We start from the raw sequence: 18778 nt of genomic DNA, 5'->3' as shown, positions 1-18778 counted from the left end.
GTGCCCCCTCATGGTCGTTCCGCCTTCATGGCGGCGACCACGCGCCGGGCCAAGGGGTGATCGGCAAGATCCTCCACCGGCACGTCCAGCCGGCGCCGCCAGTTCGGCCGCTCCAGGTCGGTGCCGGGCAGGTTGAGCTGCTCCACCTCGCCGACCAGGTCCTCCGCCTGGGCCAGCACCAGGGAACAGGGGGTACGGGCGAGCATCGCGTGCGCCGAGGGGGCCAGCGCCGCCTCGTCACCCGGGTCGATGCCGATCACGGCGGCAAGCCCCTCCTTTTCCCGCGCCCGCTCCGCCAGGGCGCTTTCCTCGGGCTCCGCACCCTGCACCTTGGCGCGCAGCTGGATGTCGTCGCCCTGCCAGAAGCCCGCCAGCGTGGCGAGGTCATGGGTGGAGATGCAGGCCGCCGCCCGCTCCGGCCATTCCTGCGGCGGCCGGAACCGCTCGTCGTCGCGCTCGAACCACATGACCTTGGTGGACAGGATGTCGGCTTCCGCCAGCCGCTCGCCGAAACCCTCCGGCACCGTGCCGAGATCCTCGGCGACCACCATGCAGCCGTTCTCCTGGCTGGAGATGGCCAATTCGGCGAACATGGCGTCGACCGGGTTGCGCACATAGGCGCCTTCCAGCGCCGAGGCGCCGGACGGCACCCAGAACAGCCGCTGCAGGGTCATCGCATGGTCGATGCGCAAGGCGCCGGCATGGCGCATGTTGGCCCGCAGCAGGTTGCGCCAGGCGGCCATGCCTTCCCGGATCAGGACCTGCGGGTCGAGCGGCGGCACGCCCCAGATCTGCCCGCTCTCGCTGAACGGGTCCGGCGGCGAGCCCACCGCGACATTCTGGGCAAAGCGCCATTGCTGCGACCAGAACTCCGCCCCCGACGGCGCCGCTCCCACCGCGAGATCGCGGTAGAGGCCCACCGCCATGCCCTCGGCCCGCCCGGCCGCCAGCGCCAGTTCCTGGTCGAGCTGCCACTGGACGAAGGCATGGAAGCGCACGCGCTCCGGATCGACCTCCTCCCCGACCGTGTCCGGCTGGCGCGCCCAGTCCGGCCAACTGGCCCAGTCGCTGGTGCCGAACCGCTCCTCCAGCGCCTGGAACTGGGCGAAGGCCAGCAGTGCCGGGCCGGCCGCCGCGATGAACGCATCGAGGTCGGACCGGTCCTCCAGCGCCGCGAACGCCTGCTCGGCCGAGGCGAGCTTGGCGGCGACCACCGCCGGGTAGTCGATGATCCGCCCGGCCGCGCGGCCGTCCGCCGGCAGATATTGCTGGTCCAGCACGCTGCTCAGGTAGCGCAGGTCGAGAAAGCGCCGGTCGGAGGGGTAATAGGGGCTGGCGCGGCCAGGATCGCTCAGGAACAGCGCGTGGAACGGGTTCAGCCCGACCACGTCGGCGCCCATCGCCTTGCAGGCATCGACGAACTGGGCGAGCGTGCCGAAGTCGCCGATGCCGCTGTCACGCTCGCGCTGGCGCAGCGCATAGAGATGGGTGGTGATGCCGAAGCGCCGCCCGCCGTTGCGCAACGCCTCGGGCAGGTGGCAGCGCCCGGGCGAGACCAGCAGGCGGGCCGGCTCGTCCTTGTCGCCGATCTCCCACCGGCCGGCCGGCAGGGCCTCGGGCAGGGTGACGCGGCAGCGCGCCAGGGTCCGGCCATCCTCGCGCCGGCTGGCCACCACCTCGCCCGTTCCCGGCTGGACCGTGACCCGCCGGATCTCGCCGGCCTCGGTAGCCAGCTCGAGCGTCACCAGCCGGTCCGGATCGTCCGTGGTGATTTCCACGACCGGCGCCTGACCTGCCCTCGCGACCGTCAGGCGCGGGACCAGGCGCTGCCAGGGCTCCTCTTCCAGGCGGTGGAGGGAATCGGCGATCTCGCCGGCACTGCCCGCCGGGATGCGCATGGCCTGGAGCAGCGCCTTCAGGCTGTCCGGCGACACGTCGTGCCGGGTGCCGGCGATGTCCCACCAGGCGAGATCGATCCCCGCATGATCCGCCAGGCGCTTCAGTGTCTCGGGATCGTCGCCATTGCGCCGGGCCGGCCGGTCGCTCAGCACGACCACGGACCGCGCCGACAGCTCAAGATAGTTCGCAGCAACCGGTCCACTCGCCTTCTCCACGGCCGTGTCGAGTTCCAGATGCCAGCGGCCATCCGCTTCCGGCAGGATCAGGCGGAGCGGCGCACCGTGGGCGTTCACTCCAACGTAGACATGGTCCTGTGGTTGCATGGAGCGCAGCTCCATCCCGAGAAATCTGCGCTCCTGGGCGAACCAGTCGGCTTCCTCGAAGGCCCGGCCGTCCTCGCGCCGCCAAGCGACGGAGGTGCCGTCCAGGAAGCCGTCCTGGTGCAGGGCGGGATGGCGGCCGCGCAGCACCACCAGCCGGCCCACCAGCTCCGCCAGCCCGTCCGCCTCCGGCGATGGCCCGGACCAGTCCAGCCAGTTGATCTCGTTGTCCTGGCAATAGGCGTTGTTGTTGCCGCCCTGGGTGCGGCCGAACTCGTCGCCCATGGTCAGCATCGGCGTGCCGCGCGCCAGGATCAGGCAGGCCATGAGCGCCCGCATGTCGGCGCGCCGGAGGCTGATCACCGCCGGGTCGTCGGAGGGCCCCTCCACGCCATGGTTCCAGGAGCGGTTGTTGTCGGTGCCGTCCCGGTTGTCCTCCAGATTGGCCTGGTTGTGCTTGTGCTCGTAGGAAACCAGGTCGCGCAGGGTGAAGCCGTCATGGGCGGTGACGTAGTTGACGCTGACCGACGGGCGCCTGGCGCCGAACAGGTCTTCCGAGCCCGCCAGCCTGGTCGCGAGCTGGCCGACCATCTCGTTCTCGCCGCGCCAGAAGCTTCGCAGGTCGTCGCGGAACCGGTCGTTCCACTCCAGCATCCCGTCCGGGAAGTTGCCGGTCTGCCAGCCGCCCGGCCCGATGTCCCAGGGCTCCATGATCAGCTTCAGGTCGGCCAGCACCGGGTCCTGCTGCAGCGCCATCAGGAACGCACTGTCCCGGGCATAGCCCGTGGGCGTACGCGCCACCGTGACCGCCAGGTCGAAGCGGAAGCCATCCACGCCCAGGCTCGCCCAGTGGCGGAGCGAATCCATCACCAGCCGCAGCACCGGTGCCCGCTCGGTGGCCAGCGTGTTGCCGCAGCCGGCATCGTTCAGGTAGTAGCGGCGGTTGCCCGGGTCGAGCCGATAGTAGAGGGCGTTGTCCAGGCCGCGCAGCGACACGGTCGGGCCCAGCTCGTCGCCCTCGGCGCTGTGGTTGTAGACCACGTCGAGGATCACCTCGATGCCCGCCTGGTGCAGCCGCTCGATCGTGGCTGCCACCTCCTCGGCCGGCCCGTCCGCCTGGTCCTCCACCAGGTAGCGCGGCTCCGGCGCGGAATAGGCCACCGGGTTGTAGCCCCAGTAGTTGCTCAGGCCGGCATCGGCCAAGTGCCGCTCGTCCAGGATCGCGTGGACGGGCAGGAGCTCCAGCGTGGTGACGCCCAGGCGGCGCAGATGGTCCAGGACCGGCGGCTCGGCGAGGGCGGAGAACCGGCCGCGCAGCCGCTCGGGCAGGGCCGGATGCAGCCTGGTCATGCCGCGCACATGGGTCTCGTAGATCACCGTGTGGCCGAAGGGCGTGCGCGGCCGGCTGTCCGGGCGCGGTGCGACCGGTGCCGTCACGATCGCCTTGGGCATGTCGGGCGCGCTGTCCGAGGCGTCGAACGACAGGTCGGCGTCCGCCGCACCGCGCCGGTAGCCGAACATGGAGGGTGCCAGACGGAACGGCCGGTCGATCGCCTTGGCGAACGGGTCGAGCAGCAGCTTGTTGGGGTTGAAGCGGTGTCCGGCATCGGGGGCATAGGGGCCGTGGACCCTGAAGCCATAGCGCGTGCCGGGTGCTATCCCCTCGATCCGGCCGAACACCACGCCGGCGGCGCGCTCCGGCAGGGCCAGCCGGGCGAGCTCGGTGCCACCCTCTGCGTCGAACACGCAGAACTCGACCCGCTCGGCATGCAGCGTCGGCAAGGCGACGTTGACGCCGTTCCCGTCGGTGGTGACGCCCAGCGGGTTGGGGCGCCCCGGGAGGACCCGCAGGTCCACTCAGGTGATCACGCTCGGTGCGGCACGTCCGGTGCGCGCGCGGATGCCGGCGATCTGCTCGGCGGTCTCGATGAGGTCGGCCAGCACGTCCTGGGTTTCCAGATGGTGGCGGGTGGGATCGGGTTCGTAGCGCTCGAGATAGAGGCGCAGCGTGGCGCCGGCCGTGCCGGTGCCGGACAGGCGCAGCACGATGCGCGACCCGTCCTCGAACAGGATGCGGATGCCCTGCTTGCTGCTCACCGAGCCGTCCACCGGGTCCTTGTAGGTGAAGTCGTCGGCCCGGGCGATGCCGCGGCCGTTAACGATCCGGCCGGACAGCTCGCTCAGGCGGCCACGCAATTCCTCGACCAGGACATTCGCCGCCTGGGCGTCGACTTCCTCGTAGTCGTGGCGGGTATAGTAGTTGCGCCCGTAGGTGGCCCAGTGCCCGGTGACGATCTCCTTCACCGACTGGCCGCGCACCGCCAGGATGTTCAGCCAGAGCAGCACGGCCCAGAGCCCGTCCTTCTCGCGGACATGGTCGGAGCCGGTGCCGGCACTTTCCTCGCCGCACAGCGTGGCCATGCCGGCATCCAGCAGGTTGCCAAAGAACTTCCAGCCTGTGGGCGTCTCGTAGCAGGCGATGCCCAGCTTCTCCGCGACCCGGTCGGCCGCGGCACTGGTGGGCATGGAGCGGGCCACGCCCTTGAGCCCGCCGGCATAGCCCTTGGCCAGGTGCGCGTTGGCGGCCAGCACGGCCAGGCTGTCCGAGGGGGTGACGAAGATGCCCTTGCCGATAATCAGGTTGCGGTCGCCGTCGCCGTCCGAGGCGGCACCGAAATCCGGCGCGTCCGGCCCCATCATCAGGTCGTACAGCTCCTTCGCATGGACCAGGTTCGGGTCGGGGTGGTGGCCGCCGAAGTCGGGCGAGGGCGTGCCGTTCACCACCGTGCCGCGCGGGGCACCCAGCGCCCCTTCCAGGATGGCGTGCGCATAGGGGCCGGTCACCGCGTGCATCGCATCGAAGCGCATCCTGAAGCCGGAAGCGAACAGCGCGCGGATCCGGTCGAAGTCGAACAGGTTGACCATCAGGCCCAGATAGTCCTGGACCGGGTCGATCACCTCGACGGTCATGCCCTCGACCGTGGTGGTACCCAGCCTGTCCAGGTCGATGTCCGGCGCGTCCGAGATCCGGTATTCGGTGATCGCCTGGGTCCGGGCGAAGATCGCCTCGGTGATCTTCTCCGGCGCTGGCCCGCCATTGCCGATATTGTACTTGATGCCGAAGTCGGCCTCCGGCCCGCCCGGATTGTGCGAGGCCGAGAGGACGATCCCGCCGAAGGCCTTGCGCGCGCGGATCACGCAGGAGGCGGCCGGCGTGGACAGGAGGCCGCCCTGCCCCACCAGGAGGCTGCCGAAGCCGTTGGCCGCGGCCAGCTTGATGATGGTCTGGATGGCTTCCCGGTTGAAGAACCGGCCGTCGCCCCCCACGACCAGCATCTTGCCCTGGCGGTCCTCCAGGCTATCGAAGATCGACTGGACGAAGTTCTCGACATAGTGCTCCTGCATGAAGACCGGGGTCTTCTTGCGCAGGCCGGACGTGCCGGGCTTCTGGTCGGAAAAGGGCCGGGTCTCGATCGTCTGGATGGTCATGTCGCCGCTCCGCTCTCGGGCACCAGGGTCCGGTACAGGCTGGCATAGGCTCCGGCCCGCACCTCCCAGCCAAGCTCGCTGATCATCCCGTTGCGCTGCATCTTCCGCCAGTGCCCGGGCTGCCGGTAGAGCTCGATCGTCCGGTAGATGGCATCGCGCAGGGCCTCGGCCGTCACCGGGTAGAACTGCACGCCGGTCGCCACGCCCGCCGACAGTGCTGCGTCATTGGCATCGATCACCGTGTCGGCCAGGCCGCCCACCCGGCTCACCACCGGGATGCAGCCATAGCGCAGCCCGTAGAGCTGGATGAGCCCGCAGGGCTCGTAGCGGGAGGGGACCAGGATCGCGTCGGCGCCAGCCGCCAGGAGATGCGGGAACTCCTCGCTATAGCCCAGCACGCAGGCGATCCGGCCGGGATGACGCTCGGCCAGGCGCGCGTAGACCGCTTCCTGCTGCATGTCACCGGCACCCTGCACGACCAGCTGGCCGCCGGCCTCCAGGAGATGCGGTGCCGCCTCCAGGATCAGGTCGGCGCCTTTTTGCCAGGTCAGGCGGGTGATCACGCAGAACAGCGGCGAGCCGTCCTGGTCGAGCCCCATCCGCTCGCACAAGGCCGCCTTGTTCGCCGCGCGGTCCTCCAGGCTGCCGACCGCATAGTTCTGCGCCAGCAGCGGGTCGGTGGCCGGGTTCCACCGGTCCAGGTCGATGCCGTTGACGATCCCCCTCAGCCGCGCCGACCGTGCATTCAGGAGGCCGTCCAGCCCCATGCCCAACTCCGGCGTGCGGATCTCGCGGGCATAGCTCGGGCTCACCGTGGTGATGCGGTCGGCATAGTTGAGCCCGGCCTTCAGGAAGCCGATCTGGCCGTAATACTCGACGCCCTCCGGTACGAAGGCGCTGCGCGGCAGGCGCAGCTCGTCGAGGAGACGAGCCGGGAACTGGCCCTGGAAGGCCAGGTTGTGGACGGTCAGCACGGTGGCGGGGCGGCTGCCGCCGGCCAGCGCCAGATAGGCCGGGACCAGCCCGGCCTGCCAGTCATGGGCATGGACGATGTCCGGCCGGTAGCCCGGCAGGAGGCCCTGGCCGAGCCAAGCCGCCACGAGCGAAAGGGCGGCGAAGCGCTGGGCGTTGTCGGCCCAGTCCAGCCCCGCGGCATCCAGATAGGGGCCGCCCGGCCGGTCGAACAGATGCGGCGCATCGAGCAGGAACAGGGAGAGGCCGGTATCGGTGGACGCCACCAGCAGCCGGGCACCGCCGCCGAACAGGTCGGTCAGGCGCATGCACTCCTCCGCCTGCGCCAGCTTGGCCATGACCTGCCGGTAGGCCGGCAGGAGGACGCGGACCGCCGCGCCGTGCGGCGCCAGCGCTTTCGGCAGCGCGCCGACCACGTCGGCCAGCCCGCCGGTCTTGATCAGCGGGAAGCACTCGGAGGCCACCGACAGAACGGATAGGCTCATCAATCAGCCGCCGAGCCGGTCGATCATCGGCTGGGTGATCAGGCAGATCCCGCGATCAGTACGCCGGAAGCGCCGGGCGTCCACCTCCGGGTCCTCGCCCACCACCAGCCCGTCCGGAATGGTCACCCCGCCGTCGATCACCACGTTGCGCAGCCGGGCACCGCGGCCGATCTTGGCGTAGGGGAGCACCACGGCACCTTCGAGCAGACCATAGGAATGGACGTGGACGCCGGTGGACAGGAGCGAGCGTCGGACTTTGGAGCCGGACACGATGCAGCCGCCGGACACGAGCGAGCTCACGGCCTCGCCGCGGCGGCCATCCACGTCGTGGACGAACTTGGCGGGCGGGGTCAGCTCCGAATAGGTCCAGATCGGCCAGGTCTGGTCGAACAGGTCGAGCTGCGGGACGATGTCGGTCAGGTCGATGCTGGCTTCCCAGTAGGCGTCGACCGTGCCGACGTCGCGCCAGTAGGCCTCCGATTCCGCCTTCGACTTCACGCAGGACTGGGTGAAGCGGTGCGCAACCGCCTTGCCGTGCTGGACGATGTAGGGGATCAGGTCCTTGCCGAAGTCCCGCGCCGAGCCGGGCAGCTCGGCATCGCGGCGGAGCTGGTCGAACAGGAAGTCGGTCCGGAAGACGTAGATGCCCATGCTGGCGAGCGCCTTGTCCGGGTTGCCGGGGATGCCCGGCGGGTCGGCCGGCTTCTCCAGAAAGGCGACGATCCGGGAATCCTCGTCGACATGCATGACGCCGAACGCGGTGGCCTCCATGCGCGGGACTTCCAGGCAGCCGACGGTGACGTCGGCGCCCGTGTCCACGTGCTGCTGGAGCATCATCCCGTAGTCCATCTTGTAGACATGGTCACCCGCAAGGATGACCATGTACTCGGGCGCATAGTCCTGGATGATGTCGATGTTCTGGAAGACGGCGTCGGCCGTCCCCTCGTACCACTGGGTCTCCGACACGCGCTGGCTGGCCGGCAGGATGTCGAAGCCCTCGTTGCGCTCGGGCCGCAGGAAGTTCCAGCCGCGCTGCAGGTGACGGATCAGGCTGTGCGCCTTGTACTGGGTCGCCACCGCGATCCGGCGGATGCCGGAGTTGAGCGCGTTGCTCAGCGCGAAGTCGATGATCCGGGTCTTGCCGCCGAAGAACACGGCGGGCTTGGCGCGCCGGTCGGTGAGCTCATGGAGGCGGGAGCCACGGCCGCCCGCCAGCACATAGGCCATGGCACTGCGTGCCAGGACGGTGGTGGGCGTCCTCACATCGACCATCGATCGCTCCCTTCCCGTCTCTTCTTGTCTTGCCGCTCATGAACTGAGCTCATGATCCGTACCGAACAGGGCCGCCGACGGGGTCCGGGAGCGCGACCGGCGGGCACGGGGGACCGGCCGTGCCGTCGTTTCCCCGCGAAGCCGCCCCGGCCGCCATCCGCCGCCACGGTAGCGAGCCACATCCGTGTTGAGAACTTCTCGCCCGCGCCCAGGTTGCGGCGGGTCGGCGCGATATTCCAGCCGAAACGCTGGAATAAGGCGCCGCCTGCCGCATCTGGCCCCGGCCGGACCGTGGGTTGCTCACCTGCGGGTGGATGCCCGCAGGACGAGGCTCGCGGTGGCCGAGCTGCGCCGGCCGGTCAGCCGGGGTTCATCGGCGCGTGCCAGATGTTCTCGGCATACTCGCGGATCGAGCGGTCGGAGGAGAACCAGCCCGCGTTCGCGGTGTTGTGCAGCGACATGAGCCGCCACTGCTCGGGCCGGCGGAACAGGGCGGCCGCCTTGCACTGGGTGGCCGCGTAGTCGGCGAAATCCGACGCCACCATGAAATAGTCGCTCTCGTACAGGTCGTGGACGATCGGACCATAGCGGCCGGGCTCGTCCGGCGAGAACACGCCGCCGCCCACCGCATCCAGCACCTGGCGCAGGTTGATGTCGGACTCGATCACGCTGCGCGGGTTGTGCCCCTTGGTCCAGCGCTCGCGCACCGCATCGGCGGTCAGCCCGAAGATCAGGATGTTGTCCAGGCCGACATGGCGGCTGATCTCGACATTGGCGCCGTCCATGGTGCCGATCGTGATGGCGCCGTTGGCCTGGAACTTCATGTTGCCCGTGCCGGACGCTTCCATGCCGGCGGTGGAGATCTGCTCGGACAGGTCGGCGGCCGGGACCAGCATCTCGGCCAGCGAGACGTTGTAGTTCGGCAGGAACACGACCCTGAGTTTGTCGCGCACGGTGGGGTCGCGGTTGATCACCCGTGCCACGTCGTTGATCAGCTTGATGATCAGCTTGGCGCGATGGTAGCTCGCCGCCGCCTTGCCGGCGAAGATCTTGACCCTGGGCGTCCAGTCGCGCTCCGGCTCGGCGCGCATCGCCTCGTAGAGGTGGACCGTCTCCAGGATGTTCAGGAGCTGGCGCTTGTACTCGTGGATCCGCTTGATCTGGATGTCGAACATCGCTTCCGGGTCGAGCCGGATGCCCGTCCGCTGCGCGATGAACGCCGCCAGGCGCTGCTTGGCCCCCTGCTTGACCCGCGCGAACCGCTGAAGGAACGCCTGGTCGGTCGCGAACTGCTCCAGCTCCTTCAGCCGGTCGGCGTCCTTGATCCACTGGGGGCCGATCGCGTCCGTGATCAGCTGCGCCAGCTCCGGATTGCACTCCACCAGCCAGCGGCGCATCGTGATGCCGTTGGTGACGTGGGTGATGCGGTCCGGGAACAGCGTGTTCAGGTCCTTGAACACGGTCTCGCGCATCAGCTCGCCATGGAGCTCGGAGACGCCATTGACCCGGCGCGAGCCGATGAAGGCGAGGTTGCCCATGCGCACGCGGCGGCCATGGGTCTCATCGATCAGGGAGACGGAGCGGACCAGGTCGTCGGTCACGTCCGGCCGTCGGCGCACGGCGGCCAGATGCATCGCGTTGATCTCGAAGACCAGCTGCATGTGCCGGGGCAGGAGCCGCTCGAACAGCGGCACCGACCAGGTCTCCAGGGCTTCCGGCAGGAGGGTGTGGTTGGTGTAGCAGAGCGTGGCCTTGGTGATCTCGAAGGCCTCGTCCAGCGCAAAGCCGTTCAGGTCGACCAGGATCCGGGTCAGCTCCAGCACCGACAGGGCCGGGTGGGTGTCGTTGAGCTGGATGTTCGCCGCCTGGGGCAGCGAGGTCAGGTCGTCATGCTGGGTCAGGTGGCGGCGGATCAGGTCCTGCAGCGAGGCCGAGGTGAAGAAGAACTCCTGGCGCAGGCGCAGCTCCTGCCCTTCGGCCGTGGAATCGTCGGGATAGAGGACCCGCGAGATCGCGCTGGCGCGCACCTGCTCGGCGAAGGCATCGACATGCTGGCCGCGGTTGAAGGCGTCCAGCCGGATGGGCGTGATCGGCCGGGCCGCCCACAGGCGCAGCGTGTTGATGGTCCGGCCTTCCCAGCCGACCACCGGCGTGTCGTAGGCCTGGGCCAGCACCCGCTCGGACGGCTGCCAGATATAGGAGACGGTGCCGTCCGGGTTGTCCTCGGCATCCACATGGCCGCCAAAGCCGATCTCATAGGCGACCTCGGGCCGCTCGAACTCCCAGGGATTGCCGAAGGCCAGCCAGTCCTCGGGCAATTCGACCTGCCAGCCGTCCCGGATCACCTGGCGGAACAGGCCGAAATCGTAGCGGATGCCGTAGCCGTAGGCGGGCACGCCGACCGTGGCCATGCTCTCCATGAAGCAGGCGGCGAGCCGGCCCAGGCCGCCATTGCCGAGCGCTGCGTCCGGCTCCAGCGCCTTGACCGCCTCGAAGTCGATGCCATGGGCGGTGAGCGCCGCCTTGACCTCGTCCAGGAGCCCCAGATTGCTCGCCGTGTCGGTCAGGAGCCGGCCGATCAGGAACTCGAGCGACAGATAGTAGACCCGCTTCTTGCGCTGCCGGTAGGTCTGGTCGGTGGAGTCGAACCAGCGGTCGACCAGCCGGTCGCGGAGCGTGATCGCGGTCGCCGCGTACCAGTCGTGCAGCCGGGCGAACTCGGGATTCTTGCCCACGGCATAGCGCAGCGTGGTGACGATCGCCTCTTTCAGATCCGCCGACGCCCGGCCGGGCAGGGGCCGCGGCGGGGGGGCGCTGGCCGGCGAGGGCGAACTCGGCATGGTCTTGGTGTCCATCACGTCGCAGGTCCTTGATGGCCTTCCCTTGCCCCGGTCCGCGGGAGGTTCGGCTCGTGGATGCACACGGCGCTCGACGGGCCTCCGGCCGGTCCCGGCCGGCCTCCAGGATGGAAGCCGACGCCGCCCGTCGAGCATGGCGGGCATGATGGGCTTGGCAAGCGTCCCTATGGAAGCGGGAGGGTCCCTTGCAGATTCCGGGCGGCAGATGTGGGTGCGGCACAAGTGCAAGCCGCCGCCCCGCCCGAGCAGCGGCTTGACATTGGCGGCCTGGACACCCAGCTTGCCTGCCGTCGTCTCCGTGGTGATTTGCGCCGACCGGCTTGCGGCCACGTTAAATAAGCGGCTAAAAGGTCGTGATATAGGACGTTATTCCTGGAACAGCCGGGAAAGCGTCCTTATCCCGTTCCTGACCGGTCGGCCACTCGGCGTTGAATCGAGGCCAGGAAGCGGTCGATGCCCATCAAGATTCCCAACGACCTGCCCGCGGCGGAACTGCTGCGCAACGAGGGCGTGCGCCTGATCGGCGAGGAGGATGCGCTCCAGCAGGACATCCGTCCCATGCAGGTGGGCCTGCTCAACCTGATGCCGGACAAGCTCACCACCGAGACCCAGTTCGCCCGGCTGCTCGGCGCCACGCCGCTCCAGGTCGAGCTGACCCTGATCTCGACCGGCAGCTATACTCCATCGAACGTGTCCCAGTCGCACCTGCAGAGCTTCTACCAGAGCTGGGAGCAGGTGGCCGACCGCAAGTTCGACGGCCTGCTCATCACCGGCGCCCCGGTCGAGCTCCTGGAGTTCGAGGAGGTGAAGTACTGGGACGAGCTGGTGCGGATCTTCGAGTGGTCGCGCCTCCACGTCCATTCGACCTTCAATGTCTGCTGGGGTGCCCAGGCGGCGCTCTACCACTTCCACGGCGTGCCCAAGCACACCCTGCCGGTGAAGCGGTTCGGCATCTATCGCCACGAGGTCACCGAGCCACGCGACGCCGCGCGCTCGCCGCTCATGCGCGGCTTCGACGACGAGTTCTGGGTGCCGGTCAGCCGCCACACCGAGGTGCGCGAGGAGGACCTGCCGGCCGACGGCAGCATCCGGGTGCTGGCCCGCTCGTCCCGCGCCGGGCTGTGCCTGTGCGAGGACCCGGCGAACCGCCACCTCTTCATGTTCAACCACCTGGAATACGACACATTCACGCTGGACCGCGAGTACCGGCGCGACCTGGAGCGCGGGCTGAACGTCGAGATGCCGCTGCGCTACTACCCGGACGACGATCCGTCCAAGCGGCCGGTCAACCGCTGGCGGGCCTATGCCCACCTGCTGTTCGGCAACTGGATCAACGAGCTGTACCAGACCACCCCGTTCGACCTGGACGAGATCGGGCGCTGAAGGGCAACCCCCTGCCCTTCGCGGGCGGGGCAGCCGGACTGGCGGCGGGCCGATGTTGAACTTCCTGCCCGCCTGCCCAATCTGGATGGCGCGAGGCCACGTCCTCCCCCTCCACGGGATGAAGTCCGGGACGGCCCGGCAGCTTGGCTGAAGGAGGCTGCCGTGGCGTGGCTCATTCTCGTGATCGCCGGTCTGTTCGAGGTCGTCTGGGCCTTCACGATGAAGCAGTCGGAAGGCTTCACCCGGCTCTGGCCCAGCGTCGTCACCATCGCCGCGATGCTGGTGAGCTTCGGGCTCCTGTCCTGGTCGATGCGGTCGTTGCCGCTGGGTACGGCCTATACGGTCTGGACCGGGATCGGGGCGGTGGGCGCGTTCCTGGCGGGGATCGTCTTCCTCGGCGAATCCGTCAGCGCGATGCGCCTGCTGGCGGCCCTGCTCATCGTGGGCGGGCTGCTGCTCATGAAGCTGTCCAGCACCGCCTGAAGGCGGCCGTGTATGGGGCTCAGTCCTGCCGGTCGCCCGCGTTCTGGTCCTGGACCCTGACCATGCCGGCGGCCACGCCGATGCTGGCGGCACCCGCCTTGCCCAGCGTGATGGCCCCGCTGCCGGCATGGTCCGGTCCGGTGCCGACGATCCGGCGGTTCTGGATCCGGCCGGTCGCGAAATCCAGCGTGGTCAATGCCCAGCGATTGCCGTCCGGCAGGTGCTCGTAGCTGTAGACCAGCCCGTTCTCCAGCGAGAGGGCCGGCACCACGGCGACGCCCACCGTGCTGTTCCAGACCGTCTCGCAGCGACCCTGCCGGGCGTCGATGTCGATCCGCTCCAGGCCGCGCCCGCCGGTCAGGTTGGCCGCCAGGACCGAGGCCTGCCCGTCCGCCTGCCAGGCCACGCCCAGCAGCCGCTCGCCCGACCGGGTCGGGAAGGGATAGGCGGCGAACAGGGGCGTGCTGCAGATCCGCTGGCCACCGGCCTGCCGCGAGCGGTCGAACACCACCAGCTGCTCATGCGGCCAGCCGCCATCGGTCAGCGCCACCATCTGCCCGCCCAGCAGCAGCACGGCCCGCCGCACCGGAACGGCTCCCGGCCCGCCCGCCACCGCCTGCGGTGCCTCCAGCGGCCGGCGCCAGCTCACCACCGGCTGCCCGTCCGCACCGGCGTCCAGGCGCTGCAACGCGTCCCCTGCGACCAGGAACAGCGCACCCTCGTCCGGATCGACCGCGGGGTGGCTGTCGACCGTGGCGGAAGCCCCGTTCGCCGCCGTGAGCGCCAGGGTCCTGGTCGTGCAGTCGTCCAGATGCAGGGTCCCCGCGAGCCCGGCGGCGCTCACGAACCAGGCGCGGCCGCCGCCCTGCGGCAGGAGGGCGGTCACCTGGTCGCCGGCCGGCAGGCTGGGCTTCAGATCGCAGGCCGCCACCTGCTCGAACCTGGCCGTCCCCCGGGTCCACACCGCACCGATCGTCACCACCTGCACCTGCTGGACCAGCCATACCTGGCTGCCACCCGCCAGGACCACGATCCGTCCGGCCTGGTTGACATAATGCGCGCCGGTCGCCGGGCCATCGGGCAGCGCCAGTTCAGCCAGGCGGGTCAGGGAGCCAGGGTCCAGGAGATTGAGCGTCGTTCCGCCGGGCCTGGTGCAGACGGCCAGCACGCGGCCCTTGCGATCCAGCGAGACCTCGCCGCAGGCGGCATCCAGCCGGATGGAGCCCACCACCTGCACGCCACCGAGCGGCCCTGCCGCCGCCTGAGCACCGATGGCCGGCTCGGCCGTGGCGGGTGCCAGGGCGGCCAGCGGCCGGGGCGAGGCCGGGCGGCCGGAGAAGCCGCCGGCAGCACCCGCCGCCACACCATTCGCGATCGGTCCCGGCTCCGCTGCCGGCGACAGTCCCGGCAGCAGGAGCGAGAGAAGAAGTGCCGTAGAAAATCCGGCACGGCGCGCCCGACGGATCATCCGCGCATGTCCTCGCTTGGGCCATGGAACATCATGACACGTCTTTGCGCATTTCCTCAAGTCACGCCGTGGCGGCAGCATCAGGCCGCCGCGGCAGGAACTCCGTCGCGACCGCCTCAGTTCCCGGAAAACCGCGGTCAGCGGCGCGGCGGGCGCCGGTCATGGGGTGCCAGCACCCGCACCGCGGCATGCTCGGCGGTGCGCGCCGCCGCCTGCGGGAGCGCCACGTACTGGCGTCGCCGGGGCCGGGCGGTCTGGAAGGCCGGGGCGCCCAGATAGAGCTGCTTTTCCGCCTCCGCCAGCAGGATGCCGCCGAACTGCGGCCAGAGCCGCTGGCCGGTGCGCTCCAGCGGGATCGCCAGGCGCTGCAGGATGTTCAGGTTCCAGGGTGGCACGAACATGGCGCGGCGCACCTCGCCCCGCACCAGGAGGTGGCGGGCGAGCAGGCGCTGGAGCTGGCCGGCGGTGAACGGCGAGCCCTGGCCGAACGGCGTGGTGTCGGACAGGGACCACAGCCCGTGCCGGTTCGGCACGATCAGCACCACCCGGCCGTCATCGGTGAGCACCCGCCAGATCTCGCGCATCAGCCGGTTCAGGCTGCGGCAGGTCTCCAGCGCATGGACCAGGAGCAGGCAGTCCACGCTCTGGTCGGCCAACGGGATCTCGTCCTCCTGGAAGATCGCAAGCCGGCAGGGCCCCGTCTCCGGCCAGCGCTGCACGATGCAGCCGGCCGGCACCAGGGCCAGGGTCGCGGCCGCCTCGTCGGCAAATACGTCCAGGAACGGCATGGCGAAGCCCATGCCGACGATGGTCTTGCCGGCCACCTGCGGCCAGAGCTGGCGGAGCTGCAGCCCGATCAGCCGGCGCGCGAGCTGGCCCTTGCGGCTGGCGTAGAACTGCTCGAGATCGCCGTTCATGACTCCCTTCGGTTCCAGCTTCGGTTCCCGGCTCGGCAAAGCTCGTGCGCCGCCCGAGGTGGCACGCACTGCTCGTCAGGACCATATACGACGGTAATGCCCATGCTGAAGTGGGTAGACGCCCAAACGCGACCAAACGGGAGATGCGACCTTGGCCAACGCCCCAATCCTGGTGGAACTCCTGCCGATCCTGGACGACAACTACGCCTTCATGCTGCGCCAGGAAGGCAATTCCAGGGTGGTGATCGTCGATCCGGGTGAAGCGGCGCCCATTGCCGAGGCGCTGGCCGAGCGCAGCCTGCAGATCGGCAGCATCCTGATCACCCACAGCCATTCGGATCACGTGGCGGGGGTCGAGGAGCTGGCACTGGCCACCCAGGTCGAGGTCATCGGCAACGGCGCCGATTGCCACCGCCTGCCCAAGCTGACCCGCACGGTGGAGCCTGGCCAGCGCTTCGAGCTGCTCGGCACGCCGGTCGAGGTGCTGGACACGCCCGGCCATGTGCGCGGCCATGTCAGCTATCATCTGCCCGAGGCCAAGCTGCTGTTCTGCGGCGACGTGATGTTCACCATGGGCTGCGGCCGGCTGGGCGAGGACGGGCCCGAGGTGCTGTGGAAGTCCCTGCAGCTCCTGGCCAAGCTGCCCGACGACACCAAGGTCTATTCCGGCCACGAGTACACGCTGGGCAATGCCAAGTTCGCGGCCCACGTCTTCCCGGACAACCAGGAGATCAAGGCCCGGCTCGCCAAGATCGAGGAGCTGCGTGCGGCCGGCCAGCCGACCGTGCCGACCACGATCGGCGAGGAGAAGCGGACCAACCCGTTCCTGCTGGGCGGATCCGAGGCGCGCTTTGCCGAGCTGCGCGAGGCCAAGAACAACTTCCGCGGCTGAGGCAAAGGGTTCAGGGCAGGCGGCGCAGCATGGCGTTGGCCGTCTGCCGGGCCGCCAGCGCCACGGCCAGCACGATGGCGCAGGCTCCCAGCAGCAGGATCGCCACGTCCAGCGGCCGGACGGCCAGCACCGCCTGCACCGGCCAGCTGCCCTCCGGGCCTTCCTTCGCCAGCATCAGCATGACCAAGGCACCCAGGCCGGCACCGGCCAGGCCGCCCAGCCATAGCGGGCGGAACGGGTAGGGCCGCAGCTCGCGCAGCATGAACGGGTCGTCGGCGCCGAGCATGCGCAGGACCTCGATCTCCCCGTGCCGGCGCCGGACGGCATCGGCCGCCACGACCGCCGCCAGCAGCATCGCGAGCAGCAGGGCGCCGGCGCCGAGAACCGGCATGGCGTAGCGCAGCAGGCCGAGCAGGGCCGGGTCGGCGCGCGGGCCGATGGTCCCGGCATCCTCGATCAGCCCGTCCGGGGCGAGCGCGGTGATCCGCCCGTGGAGCCGATCGAGGTCGGGCACCACCCCTGGGTCGAACCGGACCTCCAGCAGGAGCGGCATGGGCAGATCGGCATCAGCACTGCCGACCAGGACCTCCCGCACCTCCGCCTCGGGGACCGCCTCGACCTGCCCGACCTCCGGATCGGCACGCAGCAGGGCGACCACGCCCGCGAGGTCGCCCTCGCGGTCGGCCGGATCGAGCGGTGCCGGCAGGGACACCACCGCCACGGCGACACTGCGGTCCTCGGCTGCCAGCAGCAGGCCATGGCCCGCGGCGGCGAGCGCCAGGGCGACCGTCGCCGTCAGGACCAGCAGGCCGAGCAGCAGGGCCGCCACGCCCCTGGCCGGCCAGCCGGGTGCCGGAAAGGTGCCGGCGCTCATGCGACCCGGTCCGCCGACAGGGTGGGCAGCGCCGGATGGAGGCGGCCATCGGCCAGGTGCATGGCCTGCCCCCGGACCCGTGCCGGCAGTGCCGGGTCATGGGTCGCCAGGAGGATGGTGGTGCCGGCCCGGTTCAGCTCGCCCAGGAGATGGAGGGCCCGGTGGGCCAGCGGCCCGTCCAGCAGGCTGGTGGGCTCGTCGGCCAGCAGCAGGTCGGGCCGGCCGATCACCGCGCGCCCGAGTGAGAGCAACTGGCGCTCGGCGGCGGACAGTTCCCCTGGCCGCCGTGCCGCCAGCCCGGTGATCCCCAGCCAGTCCATGAGCTCGACGACCGGCGGCCGGGCCTGTTTGGCAGGCAGACCGGCGATGCGCAGCGGCAGCGCCAGGTTGGCTGCGGCGCTCAGATGGTCCAGGAGGCGCAGCTCCTGGCAGACCAGCCCGATCCGGCGGCGGATCCGGGCACGCTCGGCCCGGTCGATCCGCGCCGTGTCCCGGCCGAACAGGGTCAGCCGCCCGGCCGGCGGGGCGGCGGCGCGGGCGATGGTGGCCAGCAGCGTGGTCTTGCCGGCGCTGCTGGCGCCGACGATCACCAGGAACGATCCTGCTTGCACGGTGAGGTCGATGTCGCGCAGAACGTCCGGGCCGGACCCATATTTCATGGCGGCCCCGAAGAGTTCGATGATGATTTCGCGCTGGTCGCTCAATATCGATCCTGGAACCACTGTCGTCTTGCCCCCGGATCGTCGCCGGCCGGGCCGGATGCGCCAGCCATGCTCGGCGCGCCCGGTATCGTGCCTGGTATCATGCCCGACATCATGATCGTCACCTGCCCCAACTGCGGCGCCAAGTACAAGATCGACAGCGCCGCGATCGGCGAGAAGGGGCGCATGGTCGCCTGCGCCAACTGCCGTCATCGCTGGTTCGTCGATCCGGAGCGACCCGGCGCCGAGCCTGCCGCGCCCGAGCCGCCGCCGCCACCGCCGACTGCCGAGCGGCCGCGCCTGGGCGAGGAGCCCGGCATGGTGCGGCGGGGCAGCCGGAGCAGCGCGTTCGGCTGGCTCGTCCTGCTGGTGCTGATCGCCGTGGTGGCCGGCCTGGTGCTGGCCCGCAACCAGATCGCCACGGCCTGGCCGCAGGTGGCGGGCATGTACCGCCAGCTCGGCCTGGAGGTGACGGTCGATCCCGGCCTGGAGATCCGCGGCGTCACCTCGTCGGAGATCGACGAGGACGGGGAGCGGGTGCTGGTGGTGAGCGGCGAGATCGTCAACACCACCGACTATGCCAGGTCGGTGCCGGCCCTGCAGGTGGCGCTGCTCGACGGCGACCGGATGGAGCTGACCAGCGAGGTGGTGCGGGTCGAGCCGCCCATCCTGGAGGCCCGCGCCACCACCCGGTTCGAGACGCGGCTGGAGGACCTGCCGCCCGAGGCGCGCCATACCGTGGTGCGGTTCGAGGAGGCTCCTTGA

13 protein-coding genes and 1 riboswitch are annotated in these 18778 nt (G+C 70.1%); of the genes, 4 read left to right on the top strand and 9 right to left on the bottom strand.

All coding sequences use genetic code 11. The features are described 5' to 3' along the window. Positions 1 to 8: 8 nt before the first annotated feature. The 5 genes from glgX to HLA95_RS00120 all read right to left on the bottom strand — a co-directional run bounded on the left by glgX (position 9) and on the right by HLA95_RS00120 (position 11292). On the bottom strand, positions 9 to 4076 hold the full coding sequence (gene glgX / locus HLA95_RS00140) for a glycogen debranching protein GlgX (RefSeq protein WP_222181983.1): 4068 nt from the start codon (positions 4074 to 4076) through the stop codon (positions 9 to 11). Next, positions 4077 to 5708 carry an alpha-D-glucose phosphate-specific phosphoglucomutase gene (locus HLA95_RS00135; protein WP_191058567.1) on the bottom strand — a complete coding sequence of 544 codons (1632 nt, stop codon included), beginning with the start codon at positions 5706 to 5708 and terminating at the stop codon, positions 4077 to 4079. Continuing rightward, entirely contained in the window at positions 5705 to 7165 is a 1461-nt protein-coding gene (gene glgA / locus HLA95_RS00130) for a glycogen synthase GlgA (RefSeq protein WP_191058566.1), read from the bottom strand. Before glgA ends, HLA95_RS00135 begins: the two co-directional genes overlap by 4 nt. Before the next feature lie 3 nt (positions 7166 to 7168). After that, entirely contained in the window at positions 7169 to 8437 is a 1269-nt protein-coding gene (glgC, locus tag HLA95_RS00125) for a glucose-1-phosphate adenylyltransferase (protein ID WP_191058565.1), read from the bottom strand. 359 nt (positions 8438 to 8796) lie between these two features. Then, a complete protein-coding gene (locus HLA95_RS00120; RefSeq protein ID WP_191058568.1) occupies positions 8797 to 11292 on the bottom strand; it encodes a glycogen/starch/alpha-glucan phosphorylase in 2496 nt (831 codons plus the stop codon). 291 nt (positions 11293 to 11583) lie between these two features. Then, a riboswitch (SAM riboswitch) is annotated at positions 11584 to 11662 on the top strand. Positions 11663 to 11748: 86 nt separating this feature from the next. Between HLA95_RS00120 and HLA95_RS00115 the strand changes: the two genes are divergently transcribed. Then, the gene (locus HLA95_RS00115; protein WP_191058564.1) at positions 11749 to 12678 is read left to right on the top strand and encodes a homoserine O-succinyltransferase; all 930 of its coding nucleotides are present in this window, start codon (positions 11749 to 11751) and stop codon (positions 12676 to 12678) included. Between the two features lie 162 nt (positions 12679 to 12840). Next, positions 12841 to 13161, top strand: a complete 321-nt coding sequence (gene sugE, locus HLA95_RS00110) for a quaternary ammonium compound efflux SMR transporter SugE (RefSeq protein WP_191058563.1) — start codon at positions 12841 to 12843, stop codon at positions 13159 to 13161. A gap of 19 nt (positions 13162 to 13180) precedes the next feature. On the opposite strand, the gene HLA95_RS00105 is transcribed toward sugE, so the two are convergent. Both HLA95_RS00105 and HLA95_RS00100 read right to left on the bottom strand, forming a co-directional pair. After that, a complete protein-coding gene (locus tag HLA95_RS00105; protein WP_222181981.1) occupies positions 13181 to 14629 on the bottom strand; it encodes a hypothetical protein in 1449 nt (482 codons plus the stop codon). 137 nt (positions 14630 to 14766) lie between these two features. After that, positions 14767 to 15546 carry a methyltransferase domain-containing protein gene (locus HLA95_RS00100; protein ID WP_222181978.1) on the bottom strand — a complete coding sequence of 260 codons (780 nt, stop codon included), beginning with the start codon at positions 15544 to 15546 and terminating at the stop codon, positions 14767 to 14769. A gap of 151 nt (positions 15547 to 15697) precedes the next feature. Here HLA95_RS00100 and gloB point away from each other — a divergent pair, with 151 nt between their 5' ends. Continuing rightward, positions 15698 to 16438, top strand: a complete 741-nt coding sequence (gene gloB, locus HLA95_RS00095) for a hydroxyacylglutathione hydrolase (RefSeq protein WP_255591095.1) — start codon at positions 15698 to 15700, stop codon at positions 16436 to 16438. A gap of 10 nt (positions 16439 to 16448) precedes the next feature. Here the strand turns inward: gloB and HLA95_RS00090 are convergent, their stop codons facing one another. Both HLA95_RS00090 and HLA95_RS00085 read right to left on the bottom strand, forming a co-directional pair. After that, positions 16449 to 17312: an FtsX-like permease family protein gene (locus HLA95_RS00090; protein ID WP_222181976.1), complete on the bottom strand. Its 864-nt coding sequence runs from the start codon at positions 17310 to 17312 to the stop codon at positions 16449 to 16451. After that, on the bottom strand, positions 17309 to 18016 hold the full coding sequence (locus tag HLA95_RS00085; protein ID WP_222181974.1) for a cell division ATP-binding protein FtsE: 708 nt from the start codon (positions 18014 to 18016) through the stop codon (positions 17309 to 17311). Before HLA95_RS00085 ends, HLA95_RS00090 begins: the two co-directional genes overlap by 4 nt. 66 nt (positions 18017 to 18082) lie before the next feature. On the opposite strand from HLA95_RS00085, the gene HLA95_RS00080 reads away from it, so the two are divergent. Beyond that, entirely contained in the window at positions 18083 to 18778 is a 696-nt protein-coding gene (locus tag HLA95_RS00080; RefSeq protein WP_222181972.1) for a zinc-ribbon domain-containing protein, read from the top strand.

Source organism: Geminicoccus harenae (genome assembly GCF_019800005.1).
Lineage (GTDB): Bacteria > Pseudomonadota > Alphaproteobacteria > Geminicoccales > Geminicoccaceae > Geminicoccus > Geminicoccus harenae.
The sequence above is the reverse complement of the archived record's forward strand: the minus strand, read 5'-3'. Positions and strand labels throughout refer to the sequence as shown.

Excerpts from the sequence above, each read along its gene's own strand:
- HLA95_RS00120 (WP_191058568.1), bottom strand. The coding sequence starts at position 11,292 with ATGGACACCAAGACCATGCCGAGTTCGCCCTCGCCGGCCAGCGCCCCC.
- HLA95_RS00115 (WP_191058564.1), top strand. The coding sequence starts at position 11,749 with ATGCCCATCAAGATTCCCAACGACCTGCCCGCGGCGGAACTGCTGCGC.
- HLA95_RS00105 (WP_222181981.1), bottom strand. The coding sequence starts at position 14,629 with ATGATCCGTCGGGCGCGCCGTGCCGGATTTTCTACGGCACTTCTTCTC.
- HLA95_RS00090 (WP_222181976.1), bottom strand. The coding sequence starts at position 17,312 with ATGAGCGCCGGCACCTTTCCGGCACCCGGCTGGCCGGCCAGGGGCGTG.
- glgA (WP_191058566.1), bottom strand. The coding sequence starts at position 7,165 with ATGAGCCTATCCGTTCTGTCGGTGGCCTCCGAGTGCTTCCCGCTGATC.
- HLA95_RS00100 (WP_222181978.1), bottom strand. The coding sequence starts at position 15,546 with ATGAACGGCGATCTCGAGCAGTTCTACGCCAGCCGCAAGGGCCAGCTC.
- HLA95_RS00080 (WP_222181972.1), top strand. The coding sequence starts at position 18,083 with ATGCTCGGCGCGCCCGGTATCGTGCCTGGTATCATGCCCGACATCATG.
- HLA95_RS00135 (WP_191058567.1), bottom strand. The coding sequence starts at position 5,708 with ATGACCATCCAGACGATCGAGACCCGGCCCTTTTCCGACCAGAAGCCC.
- glgC (WP_191058565.1), bottom strand. The coding sequence starts at position 8,437 with ATGGTCGATGTGAGGACGCCCACCACCGTCCTGGCACGCAGTGCCATG.